Here is a 12,064-nt window from a genome sequence, read left to right as displayed (position 1 = left end):
AAGCGGGGGTTTTGATTCCGTTCTGCGGGTGTCTTCCGGGGGTTGGGGGTGGTGTGCGAGGCTCGGGGTCGGGTGGTCGCGGGGGTGTGTTGGTGTCTCTTGTGTGGGTCTCGGGCGAGGCTATAGTGAAACCGGCCGAGCGGTTTTGTTTTGCGAGTGGTTCTCTGGCGGGTGTCGGTGCCGGGGGGACGGTTTCCGGGGATGCGCATGGCCCGGGCCGGCACCCAAATGCACATGGCTTGTGACCGGCGCCAGGGGTGCGTGCCTGGGTGCGCCGGGTGTGGGTCTGGGCGGTTGCTGGTGTTGAGGTCCGGGTGTGCACCCTGGGCCGGGTCCCGCGTGTGCGCGGGCCGCTTCTTCGGCGGTGTCTGTGTGTCTGGAGACGGGTCCCTGGCATGTGTCCAGGGGTTGGGTTCCGGTGTCCCGCGGAGGATCGGGTGTCGGAGGTCCGTGGCTGGTGGCGGGTTTCCGGGGTGGCTTTCCGGGCGGGGCCTGGCGTGTGTGTGGGGTTGTGCCCCTGGTGGGCGTCCGGGTGGTGATGCGGGTGCCGGGGTGTGTTTGTGGTGCTTGTCGGGAAGTTTTCGCGGTCTGTGTCGTGGAGGTGTCCGGTGGCGCGTCAGCAGGAGCAGCAGAAGCAGCAGGGTCGGCGGGATGAGCGGGGCCGGCAGGAGCAGCAGGAGCAGCGGGGGTTGCGGGGCGGCGAGGGCGTGGTGGACCTGCGTGCCGCGTCCGACGGGCCGGACCAGCAGGCTGTGCCGGATGCGCAGGGTGTGCCGGATCTGCGTGCTGGGCGGGGTGGGTGTCCGTATGTGATGGATGGGTTGGGGCGGGATGTGCAGGGGGAGGGGGCGTTGTTGCGGGGTCGGGGTGAGGTGGTGCGGGTGGTGTTGCCGGGTGGAGTGGGAGCGTGGGCGGTGACGGATCCGGGGGTGATTCGTGGGTTGTTGACGGATGGGCGGGTGTCGAAGGATGCGTATCGGCATTGGCCGGCGTGGCAGCGGGGTGAGGTGGGGGCGGAGTGGCCGTTGGCGGTGTGGGTGTCGGTGCAGAATCTGGTGACGTCGTACGGAGCGGAGCACCGCCGGCTGCGGGGGTTGATGGGGTCGGCTTTCACGGCGCGGCGGGTGGGGTTGCTGGGGCCGCGTGTGGGGGAGATCGCGGCGGGGCTGCTGGAAGGGATGGAGGCGGCGGCGCCGGAGGCTCGGGACGGGGTGGTGGATGTGCGGGGGTTGTATGCGCAGCCGTTGCCGAGCCGGGTGATGCTGGAGTTGTTCGGGATTCCGGAAGAGTTCCGGGGGGCGTTGCGGGAGATCATTGAGGGGTTTTTCGCTACGGGGGTGTCGTTGGAGGAGGCGCGGCGTAACTACGCGGCGCTGTACCGGACGATGGGGGAGTTGGTCGCTTTCAAGCGGCGCTGTCCTGGTGAGGATCTGACGAGTGCGCTGATCGCTGCGGGGACCGGGGCGGATCCCGCGGACCCGGTCGCCCACTCGGACCTCACACACCTCACAGATGTCGCGGACGGTGCGGGCGCGGGTGGCCCGGAGGCTGCGGGGGGTGGGGGATTGAGTGAGAAGGAGTTGGTCGACAACCTGATCATGTTGTTGAGCGCGGGGTGTGAGCCGACGGTGAATCTGCTGGCGAACGCGGTGGTGTTGTTGCTGCGTGAGCCGGGGCAGTTGGAGTTGGTGCGGTCGGGGCGGGCGTCGTGGGGGGACGTGGTCGAGGAGGCGTTGCGGGTGGAGGCGCCGGGGGCGAATGCGATTTTGCGGTATGCGGTGGAGGACGTGCGGGTGGGGGAGACGGTGATCCCGCGCGGGGATGCGCTGGTGATCGGGTTCGCGGCGGCGGGGCGGGATCCGGAGGCGCACGGAGAGGATGCGGAGCGGTTCGATGTGATGAGGGCGACGCGACGGGAGCATTTGTCGTTCGGTCATGGGGTGCATTACTGCCTGGGGGCACCGTTGGCGCGGCTGGAAGCCGAGATTGCCCTGCAGGCGCTGTTCGCCCGTTTTCCCGAGATGCGGCTGGCGGTGGAGCCGGATGCGCTGCGTCCGACGGAGTCGTTCATTTCGAACGGGCCACGGGAGGTGCCGGTGTTGCTGGGGCCGCCTGCCGACGGGTGAGGTGACGCGCCGCCCCTGCCCTGGCGCCGCTGTCTGCTGGACGTCATTGAAAGTGCCTGAGGGTGCGACAGTTGGGCCGGCGTTGTGCCGACAAGATCCACAAGCGTGCCTGCAGACGCAGAAGGGCAGATTCGGGGCGGCATCTTGCCGACGAGGCGCATGAAACGCCAACAGCCGTGCGCCGATGCAGGATTGTGCCCGCCTCCGGTGTGGCGGAGGCGGGCACACGGTGCGACGCGGTCGTCGGTGGTCAGGCTCCCGTCGTGTCCTTCACGTACGGCGACGTTGCCGTTGCCCGTTCCGCAGCGGCCGTGGGTTCGGGGCCGCCTTCGCTGAGGCCGAACCGGTCGTGGAGCTTGCGAAGGAAGCCGGGCGCGTACCAGGCCGAGCGGCCGAGCTGGCGCATGGCGGCGGGGACGAGTACACCGCGTACGGCGAGAGCGTCGATGAGGACGGCGAGTCCGCTGCCCAGGCCGAACATCTGCATGAAGCTGATCTTGGCGGTGCCGAAGGCGAAGAAGCTCACCGCGAGGAGGAAGGCCGCCGCGCTGACGATGCGTCCGGTATGGCCGAGGCCGTCGGCCACGGCGGTCTCGTTGTCCTTGCCCAGATCGTGGAGTTCCTTGATCCGGCTGGTGACGAACACCTCGTAGTCCATCGAAAGGCCGAAGGCGATGCAGAACATCAGCACGGTCATCGACATTTCCATCGGCTGTGCCGTGAAGCCGAGGAGGGAGGAGAGGTTGCCGTCCTGGAAGATCCAGGTCATGACGCCGAGGGTCGCCGCCAGGCTGATCACGTTGAGGACCAGTGCGCGCAGCGGCTGCACGACGCTGCCGGTGAACAAGAACAGCAGGACGAAGGTGGTGAGGGCGACCAGGGCCACGGCGATCGGGAGTCGGACGCCGATGGAGTCCTTGGAGTCGACCAGTACGGCGTCGGTTCCGCCCACCAGAGGGTGTGTCCCGGCGGGCGGGGTGAGTGCCCTCACCTCCTTGACCAGGTTTTGGGCCGCGTCCGACTTCGGTGTCAGAGCGCTCACCAAACTGATGCGCTGCGCGCCGGGCCGGCCGAGGACGGTGTTGCCGGGGGCGTTCGCGGTGGACTGTCCCTCGGCGTAGGTTCCCGTGCTGGTCTCGACGCGTATGACGCCCTTGAGCCCGGACAGTTCGACCGCGTACGACTCCAGCGGAGCCTTGTTCACCGGCTGGTCGATGACGATGTTGACGGCCGAGTCCTCGCTGCCGTCGAAGTTCTCCCGCAGTGCTGTGGAGACCTGGCGGCTGGCGGCGTCCTTGGGCAGGACGCGTTCGTCCGGTGTGCCGAAGGTGATGCCCAGCAGCGGGCTCGCCGCCGCCAGCAGCACGGCGAGTACGGGGAGCGCGGTGAGCACGGGCCGCCGCATGACGGTGCGGGCCAGCCGTCCCCACATCGGTGCCCGGGCGCCGGAGTGCCCTGGCTTCGCCCACGGCAGCCGCCCGCTGTTGACCCGGTGACCGAGGACGGCCAGCAGGGCCGGCATCACGAACAGCGTGCCGAGGGCGGCGATGGCGACGACACCGACTCCGGCGAAGCCGAACGAGCGCAGGAAGTACTGCGGGAACACCAGGAGTGCCGCGAGCGCCGCCGCCACGGTCGCGGCGGAGAACGCGACGGTGCGGCCGGCCGTGCGCACCGTGCGCCGTACGGCGTCGTCCACGCTCGCCCCTGCCGCGAGCTGCTCCCGGAAGCGGCTGGTCATCAGCAGGGCGTAGTCGATGCCCAGCCCGAGGCCCAGGGCGGTGGTGAGGTTGGTCGCGGTGTCTGCGACGTCGGTGACGCTGCCGAGGAGGGAGAGCTGGGCGAACGAGCCGATGACGGCGATGACGGCGATCGCCAACGGCAGCAGGGCCGCGACCACGCTGCCGAAGACGAACAGGAGCAGCACGAGAGTGAGCGGTATGGCGATGGTCTCGGCCAGGACCAGATCGTCGACCACCTGTTTCGACAGGTCGTTGCCCACGGCGGCGCCGCCTCCGGCCTGGACCGTGAGCGCGCCCTGGTGAGTTCCGGTGTAGGCGTCGAGGATCTTCCGGGCGTTTTCCCGCTCCTGCGTCTCGTCGCCTGTCACATGGGCGAGCACCATGGCTTCGCGGCCGTCCCGCGAGCGGAGGTCGGGGCTGCCCGTGTCCCAGTACGAGATGACGTTGGTGAGCTCCTCCTCCTTCCTGAGGTCGGCCACCAGGGTCTGGCCGCTCCGCGTGACGGCTGGGGTGTCGACGCGGCCCTCGGGGGCCTGGACCAGCAGGACCAGGTTCGTCTCGCCGCCGAACTTGTCGTCGATGACCTTCGCGGCCCGGGTGGACTCGGAGGCGGGGTCGTCGAAGCCACCCCCGCGCAGCTTGGCGAATGCGCCGGCTCCCAGCACACCCATGAGGGCCACGGCCACGACGGCGATGACGAGGACCAGCCGGGACCGGCGCATCGCAAGTTCGGCCAAGCGTTCAAACACGTCCGTTCTCCTTTGCGTTCTTACGGTGGAATTGGCGTGAAGCAGCCGGACGCATGGGGGAGCCGGCGCAGTGCCCCGCCAGACCTCTTGGCCCCTGATGCCTCGTCAGGGTTGCGGTCGTGCGGTCGCCGCATGCCCGGGGACGGGCAAGCGACGGCCCCGCTCTCACCTCGCCGGCGATGCGCGTGACATCGCCGGACGTGGGCCCGCGGCCCTGTACCCGAGAGCGGCCGCCGGCGTCCTCGGGATGACGGTGCAGGAACTCCATCGCCACCTCCCGAGCCGGGACGCTCGCGGCGCAGTGCTCATCGCCAAGGCGTACGGCGACCTGCCGACTCATGAATGCCTCCACGTTGAGTTATCTGCTATCGAGTTCGTTAGAAGTTGTAACTCACCTTCGCGGGAAGTGTCAATAACCATCGTGATAACCTCTAACTAGACGGTGAAGGAGGGCAGGTCATGGACGGAGCAGAGGCGACGACGCCACGCGAGCGCTACCGCGCCCAGGTGCGTGCGGAGATCAAGGAGCGGGCGTGGGAGCAGATCGCCACGGCGGGCGCGTCCGCGCTCTCCCTCAACGCGATCGCCAAGGGAATGGGCATGAGCGGACCCGCGCTCTACCGGTACTTCGCCAGCCGGGACGAGCTGATCACCGAGCTGGTCAGGGGCGCGTACCGCAGCCTCGCCGACACCTTCCGGGCGGCCCGCACCGCCGGTGCCGACCCGGCCGGCCTCGCGCACGCGCTACGTGGCTGGGCCCTGGCCGACCCCCAGCGGTACTTCCTCGTCTACGGCACCCCCGTCCCCGGCTACCACGCGCCCGACGACATCACCGCGATCGCCTCCGAGATCATGGCGTCCCTGCTCGACGCGTGCGTCGAACTGTCCGCAGACGGCCCGGCGACCTCGCTCGACGCCCACCTCGCCGACCACCGGGACTGGGCGGGTGACCACCCCGCCCCGCCCGCCGTGCTCCACCGGGCCCTGACCATCTGGACCCGCCTGCACGGCGTCCTGTCCCTGGAACTCGCCGGCCACTTCGCGGGGATGGGGTTCGACCCCGCGCGGCTCTACGACGCTGAGCTGGCCGATCTGCTGAGCACGTCCACGAAGTCCTGAGAGGGGTCTTCCTAGTGCTCCAGCGAGCGGCCGGCAAGCGGATGAAACGCACGTGGTCGCCGATGTCGGTGCCCTGCGGGCGGGGTTCCCCACCTCGTTGCGGCGTAGGCCGTGCAGTCGCTCGGTTCCGGCCTTGCGGGTGGTGACCGGGGCGTGGTCACGACCACGGGTCGTCGTGGTCCTCGGCATCAGGCGTGTCGGGGTGCAGCATGGCGCGTAGGCAGCGGTGCAGGCCGTTGCCGTTGGTGTTCTCGGCCGCACGCATCCACGGCAGCGGCGCCATCAACTGGGCTGTCTCGTGGGTGGCGAGGTCGTCCAGCATGGCGCGCAGTTCGTCCGGGACCGGCAGGTCGGTCAGGCACATCCACCCCAGTGCGGTGCCCACCCGCACCTCGGGCTGCCGTGCGGGGTCGGACCAACAGGCCCGCATCCACACCACCGTCGGCGAATCCTGGTGCGCCCGGGCCAGCTGAGCGATCGCCAGTACCAGGCCCGCGCGTACGGCTGGGTCATGCTCGGCGAGCAGGCAGGCGTGGAACGCGGAGAGGATGTCCTGCGCACGGGCTGAGGCAGCCGCCAGCGCGTAGGCGGTGGCGATGCGTACCGCGGGGTCGGGGTCGTCGAGCAGGGGCAGGAGGAGATCGGTGTCCACGGCGATCGCGTCGCGGGCGGCCTGCACCGACCAGTTCTGCAAGTAGCCGGTGACCTCGAAGAACCATTCGTCATCGCCGCGGAACCGCCATGTCGGCACGCGTGCACACACCCTGGTGCCGAAAGCGCGCCACTTCGGCTGTCACCGTCAGAGCCCCGGCGCGGTGGCCGGCCTCCGGGTCGGCACCGATCCGAATCAGGAAGGGCACCGTCGGCGCCACTGCGGCCCTCATGTCGTCGGCGCACAGGCCGATGAGGCTGTCGAGGGCACCACGGACGGCGGAGGCGTCTCCCGACCGCAGCCGCTCCATGACCTCCCGGACGCTGACGCCGTCCGGGAAGCGCTCCCAGGGCACCTCCTCAAGCAGGAACCCGTCCTTGGCGTCCGCACGGATGCCCGCCACCACCGCACGAACGTCGAGGGGCCCTCCCGCCTGATCAAGCGGATCCCCGTTCACGAACGCCCGCACCACCGCCTGGTACGCCAGGTCGCTGTCCCACGAATTCACCGGCAATCTCCATTTACTGCGCCCCCCGGGCCCGGCACCGCGACGCTGGAGGGGCATGCTCGGCCAGGGCGACCCGAGTTGGGGGCGCGTAGACCGTACGGCTTGAATACGGTCGTGACTCCTCCTCTGGCTGGAGCCGAGGGCTTCTCGTTACGCCGGGTTGGCGTTGCGACGGGCCAGCCCGGCCCGTAGAACGTTGGTGGCTCCCACTGTGTCGGCGTGGGCGTGGTGGCCGCAGGCGACGCAGTGGAATTTTTCCTGTGTGGGCCGGTTCTCCTTCGCCGTGTGCCCGCATGCGGGGCAGGTGCGGGAGGTGTTGCGGGGGTCCACGGCGATCACTTCCCGTCCGGCGCTTTCAGCCTTGGCGTGCAGGATCCTCAGGAACACCCCCCATCCGGCATCGCTGATCGCTGATCGCCGAACAGATCAGCTTCGACCGGGCACGCGATCCTGGTAGTTGGCGGGCAGCAGCAAGATCTTGTCGGGGCGTGGGGCCGTAGGGCGTGAGCGGACCACCAGGATCTGGGATGCGGTGCGTCCTTGATGACCCCGCGGTAGCGCCCTCAGCGGCACCGCCACCGAGGTCGCCATCGAGGAGTTGGTGTTGGTAGTGGAGAGCTATGAGCTGGACGCTGCTTCCTTGCCACAACTCCAGGATCCCTCTGGACGACCCCACGCGACCAGGAACGACACCGAAGGTGACAGGCCCGCAGAGTTCACGCCGAACAGAAGGTCACCCAGCTCCACGGCAAGGTACGCCTCGCCTCCGGCGCCGCCAGCAACCCTGCCGCGGCCTCCCAGGCTTCCCACCTAGTCGTGTCGATCACGACTCCGCACGGGCCCTGCTGGAGGTCACCGGTCCGGTCCGGGCGTGTCGCATCGGCCGGCTGCGAGTGGCCGTGTGCCGGGAGGGCCTGCGTGGCCCAGGGGATGGTACGGGCCGGCCCGGTGAGCCGTGTTGACTTGCTGCGCTGGCGGCGTCCGAAGAGGGTTTCGCGCAGGGTCGGGTAAGCCGCGTATGAGCACCAGCCCTGAAGAGCCCGCGTTACCGCTGATCACCGTGCACGCAGAGGCAGCTGCGAGCGCCCGGCGTCGCGTGGCCGATCTCCTTGAAGCAGCCGGCGCAAGGCTGGGGGAGGGTACAGCACCTCCTGACGGTGATCGAGGCCGGTGCCGTGGAAGGCGCACATGCCGAAGTCGCCGAGCTGGGCACGCCGGCGCCCGCCGGTAGCAGCGACAAGTTCGGCGAGGGCTGGCTCGGTGCCGTCCAGGTGGTGACGAGCCGGCTTACCCACATCGCCGACCGCACCGTCCGCCAGGCCCGCGCGACGACCGCCGCGGCGGAACCGCCACCGGCCGCGTCGAGCCCGCCACCGCGCCGCTCACCCATGGCGGTCGACGCCGTGGGGGAGGAGCAGGTGCACCGGGTAAGCGAGGCAGCCGAGCGGATTTTCGTGTCCCTGACCGGTTGCACCGGCTACAACCGCGACCTGTCGGAGGAGATCCTCACGGTCGTCCTCAAGGCGGTCAGCGCCGAGCACCAGGACGGGACGACGACGTGGCTCAGTTGACGATCCGGGACCTGTACGACCTCCTGAGCCGGGCTTCCCGGCGGCGGGACCTGGAGCAGGACGGGATCCGGCTCGTGTACGACGGCACGGCCATCCACCTGTCCACGGCCGACCAACCGGACACCGTGATCGCCACGGCCCGAACCTGCGGATTTGTGACCGGTTCCTGGGACGTGACCGCTTACCAGGCGAGCGTGGCCACGGTGATGGCGTGGATGCGGATGCTGGACAGCGAGGACCTCATCGACGTGAGCCCGTTCTGGGCGAGCGCCCCCGTCCTGATCGCGTTCACCCCTGCCGGCGGGCAGACCGGGGCGTTCCCGGTGATCGCGTGTCCGACGGCTCCAGCCGACCGGCGTCCGCTCCTCAGAGCTGACGGGCTCCCGCCTTGTCCAGAATGAGATCGATCAGATCGAGGATGCCAGGCCAGTACCGATCAAGGTTGAACGCCGTTGCGGCGGTGCGAACCGCGGAGATCAACGCTCCGACGGCGACTATCCGACGGCGACTAGTAGGACTCCGTTAGGTCTTCCTGTCGTTTACAGCGGACTCCGTTCGCCCGTTGTGACCTGTGGTTTTCCAAGAGTCGGGCGCGGTCGGGGGACGCCCCCTGCAGTCGGAGGTCGTACCTGTCTTCCCGGCGGGCCGCCAGTGCCCCCCAGACGCGCCGTCCGCCGCGAGGACGTCCTCGCCATCATGCAGACCGACCCCGCCCGCGACTGGCGCCCCCGCGACATCGCGGCCGCGCTGCCGACCGCCACCGAGAACACCTTTGCCTTGCACATGAGCACCTGGGCCCGCAAGAACCTGCTGGTCAAGGTCCAGGGACCTACAGGCTCCTCGTCCCACCCCGGCTCGCAGTCCCCGCACACCCACCCCTCACGGTGAACCCTCCAACGACCCAAGCCGCAGACCGTACCTTTGACGGCATTGCATGCCCGACGACCGGAGTGCCGGTCACGTCCCGCTCACGACCGACCACCGACAGCTTCTAACAGCCCGGCGGGTTCTGGGGGCCCGCGCAGTCCGTGCTCAGCGATTCCGCTGCGGCCTTCGTTGTCTGAGGCATTGCCTCAGCACTCGTCACGCCCACCGCTCCGGCGAGCAGCGCAGCAACGCAAAACGCACCAACGAGGTGCCGGATGCGCTTCCGGACGCTTGTCACCATGATGATCTCCCTTGGCCGGGGTGATGGATTACTCCTGATTTGTCAGTTTAAGTACTACAGCCTGGCGCTACAGCCGGACCACTGTCAACGGCCTGGAGGTGGGAAGTGCAGTGGGGCGGGAGCGGGAGTGGGGCGGTCTTTGCGGGGCCGTCTCGTGTGCCCCTGCCGCATGTAGTGGCGACACTCCGGACAGCCCACCCACGTGATTGATGACAACTGGACCCCTCCCACGCGACGGTCCCACAGACAGAGACGAGGAAGATCCACAAGGAAATCACCTCGTCCCTGCCCGCCTACGACCCGAGGATCCCTGGAGAACCCGACCCCAGCGTCGGGCCGCGGCCATGCCCGCCCGGCGACCAACAGCCGAAAACCACCGGCCCACCGCGACCAACTCGACTCCGCCGCCCCAAGCGAAAAGGGGAGGCTAGAAAGTGATCACCGACACCGAGGCCGAGGCGGCATTGGCCGTGTAGGCCCGGCCTCCGTCCTGGGAGACCGCCACCCCGACCGGGTACTTGTCGACACCGATGGGGTTGCCCACGGTGCGGTTGGTGACGGTGTCGATCACCGACACCGAAGCCGAGCCGGCATTGACCGTGTAGGCCCGGCCTCCGTCCTGGGAGACCGCCACCCCGTACGGCTTCTTGCCGACACCGATGGGGTTGCCCACGGTGCGGTTGGTGACGGTGTCGATCACCGACACCGAAGCCGAGTCGGAGTTGGCCACGTAGACCCAGCGTCCGTCCGGGGACACCACTAGCCCGACCGGGTCCTTGCCGACACCGATGGGGTTGCCCACGGTGCGGTTGGTGACGGTGTCGATCACCGACACCGAAGCCGACCCGTAGTTGGCCGTGTAGGCCCGGCCTCCGTCCGGGGACACCGCCACCCCCTGCGGCTTATTGCCGACACCGATGGGGTTGCCCACGGTGCGGTTGGTGACGGTGTCGATCACCGACACCGAAGCCGACCCGTAGTTGGCCGTGTAGGCCCGGCGCCCGTTCGGCGACACCGCCACCCCGCCCGGAAGTTTGCCGACCTGGATCGTGGACACGGACGCTACGGTGGGACCCGAGGAACGGGACTGTGCCAGGTAGATGCCGCCGCCCGCCGCGGCAAGCGCCGCCAGCGCCACCCCCACAATGAGCCTGGCCCGTCGGTTTCTGGGCCGCGGCGGGCGGGGCCGCAGTCGGGCCTCGTCTCCTTTGCGCGGCAGCGGTTCCAGGGGCGGGCCGGCCGGTTCCTCCGGCTTGGACGGCGGCAGGATCTCGGTCGGCGGGGCCGATTCCCGGAGGCGCGGCGGCTTCGGGGCGGGGGGCCGCTCGGGCGGCGGCACCTCCGGTGAGGGAGCCGGTTGCTGCAAAGGGGACGGGTAGGGCTGGTCGGCGATGGAGGCGAGCCGCCGGGCGGCCTCCTCGCCGTCCATCCTGTCCGCGGGGGTCTTGGCCAGCAGCCCGACGAGGACCGGGGTCAGCTCCGTCGCCCGGCGCGGCGGGGTGCAAGGCTCGAACAGCAGGGCGCTCAGCGTGGTGAGGGCGGTGTCGCGGTCGAAGGGACCGGCCCCCTCGAGGGCGTAGTACAGGGTGGCCCCGAGCGAGAACAGGTCGGCGGCAGGGCTGGGCGGCTGACTGTTGGCCCGCTCCGGGGCCATGAAGCGCGGCGTCCCGAGGAGCTCCAGGGTGGCGGTCAGGCGGTCCTCCCCGGAGCTCGGCTCCAGCGCGATGCCGTAGTCGGTGAGCATCACCCGGTCGCCGCCCTCCGTCGGATAGGAGGGCTGGGGCCCCGGATGGGTCAGCAGGATGTTGGCCGGTTTGACGTCCCGGTGCAGGACGCCGAGCCGGTGTCCCTCCAGCAGGGCGTCGAGGACCGCCAGACCGATCCGGGCGACGTCGCGGGGCGGCAGCGGCCCCCGCTCGCGCACCACCGCCTCCAGGTCCATGGCGCCGATGACGTATTCCATGACGATCCACGGCAGGCCGTCCTCTTCCACGATGTCGTGCACGGTGACGACATGCGGATGGTTGCGCAGCCGGGCGGCGTGCCGGGCCTCGCCGCGAGCCCTCGCGATCCGGGAGCTCACCTCGCATTCGGGGAGGTCCGGCAGCAGAATGATCTCCTTGAGCGCGACCTCGCACGCAAGTTCCTGGTCGTACGCCAGCCACACACGTCCCATGCCGCCGGTGCCGAGCCGACGCAGGAGCCGGTAACGTCCGGTAATCACGCGCCCGGCGGCCTCTTGCGCTCCTGTCATGGCACTCCCCTTCCAGGACGGCCAGCAGGGGTTCCTCGGCGAGCGCTGAAGGGGTCCTCTCCACATATCGCATATCGCTCGAAGAACAGCAAGTCGCCCAGAACGGGTGTAGCCCGCATATGTTCCGCGCGGCGGTGTCGGAACCGGGGTTCCGGCTTTCGGCCTGACCGCAATG

Annotated in this window: 9 protein-coding genes and 1 pseudogene; 5 read left to right on the top strand and 5 right to left on the bottom strand. The window is 69.5% G+C overall.

Features of this window, described 5'->3' with window-relative positions; genetic code table 11:
* Window positions 1-608 precede the first annotated feature (608 nt).
* A complete protein-coding gene (locus tag ACFZDJ_RS48290; RefSeq protein ID WP_391069063.1) occupies window positions 609-2,126 on the top strand; it encodes a cytochrome P450 in 1,518 nt (505 codons plus the stop codon).
* 250 nt (window positions 2,127-2,376) lie between these two features.
* Here ACFZDJ_RS48290 and ACFZDJ_RS48285 read toward each other — a convergent pair whose 3' ends face one another.
* On the bottom strand, window positions 2,377-4,617 hold the full coding sequence (locus ACFZDJ_RS48285; RefSeq protein WP_391069060.1) for an MMPL family transporter: 2,241 nt from the start codon (window positions 4,615-4,617) through the stop codon (window positions 2,377-2,379).
* A gap of 459 nt (window positions 4,618-5,076) precedes the next feature.
* Between ACFZDJ_RS48285 and ACFZDJ_RS48280 the strand changes: the two genes are divergently transcribed.
* A complete protein-coding gene (locus ACFZDJ_RS48280) occupies window positions 5,077-5,736 on the top strand; it encodes a WHG domain-containing protein (protein WP_391069057.1) in 660 nt (219 codons plus the stop codon).
* Window positions 5,737-5,893: 157 nt separating this feature from the next.
* On the opposite strand, the gene ACFZDJ_RS48275 is transcribed toward ACFZDJ_RS48280, so the two are convergent.
* The 3 genes and pseudogenes from ACFZDJ_RS48275 to ACFZDJ_RS48265 form a co-directional block, all read right to left on the bottom strand.
* The gene (locus ACFZDJ_RS48275) at window positions 5,894-6,487 is read right to left on the bottom strand and encodes a HEAT repeat domain-containing protein (protein ID WP_391069054.1); all 594 of its coding nucleotides are present in this window, start codon (window positions 6,485-6,487) and stop codon (window positions 5,894-5,896) included.
* Window positions 6,459-6,896, bottom strand: coding sequence for a hypothetical protein (locus tag ACFZDJ_RS48270; protein ID WP_391069051.1), 438 nt, complete (start codon window positions 6,894-6,896; stop codon window positions 6,459-6,461). The genes ACFZDJ_RS48275 and ACFZDJ_RS48270 overlap by 29 nt, the downstream gene beginning before the upstream one ends.
* 150 nt (window positions 6,897-7,046) lie before the next feature.
* Window positions 7,047-7,307 (bottom strand): annotated as a pseudogene (locus ACFZDJ_RS48265) (zinc ribbon domain-containing protein); the annotation flags it as partial.
* A 764-nt stretch (window positions 7,308-8,071) separates the two neighbouring features.
* Between ACFZDJ_RS48265 and ACFZDJ_RS48260 the strand changes: the two are divergent.
* The 3 genes from ACFZDJ_RS48260 to ACFZDJ_RS48250 all read left to right on the top strand — a co-directional run bounded on the left by ACFZDJ_RS48260 (window position 8,072) and on the right by ACFZDJ_RS48250 (window position 9,355).
* Window positions 8,072-8,467 carry a hypothetical protein gene (locus ACFZDJ_RS48260; protein WP_391069048.1) on the top strand — a complete coding sequence of 132 codons (396 nt, stop codon included), beginning with the start codon at window positions 8,072-8,074 and terminating at the stop codon, window positions 8,465-8,467.
* Window positions 8,455-8,868 (top strand): hypothetical protein, encoded by a 414-nt coding sequence (locus tag ACFZDJ_RS48255; protein WP_391069045.1) that lies wholly within the window; start codon window positions 8,455-8,457, stop codon window positions 8,866-8,868. The genes ACFZDJ_RS48260 and ACFZDJ_RS48255 overlap by 13 nt, the downstream gene beginning before the upstream one ends.
* A 250-nt stretch (window positions 8,869-9,118) precedes the next feature.
* The gene (locus tag ACFZDJ_RS48250) at window positions 9,119-9,355 is read left to right on the top strand and encodes a hypothetical protein (RefSeq protein ID WP_391069043.1); all 237 of its coding nucleotides are present in this window, start codon (window positions 9,119-9,121) and stop codon (window positions 9,353-9,355) included.
* A 707-nt stretch (window positions 9,356-10,062) separates the two neighbouring features.
* Here ACFZDJ_RS48250 and ACFZDJ_RS48245 read toward each other — a convergent pair.
* Complete coding sequence (locus ACFZDJ_RS48245) at window positions 10,063-11,889, bottom strand: protein kinase (RefSeq protein WP_391069040.1); 1,827 nt, start codon at window positions 11,887-11,889, stop codon at window positions 10,063-10,065.
* Between the last annotated feature and the right edge of the window lie 175 nt (window positions 11,890-12,064).

It is taken from the genome of Streptomyces sp. NPDC007896 (assembly GCF_042959425.1).
GTDB lineage: Bacteria > Actinomycetota > Actinomycetes > Streptomycetales > Streptomycetaceae > Streptomyces.
This window is presented reverse-complemented; position numbering and strand designations above follow the sequence as displayed.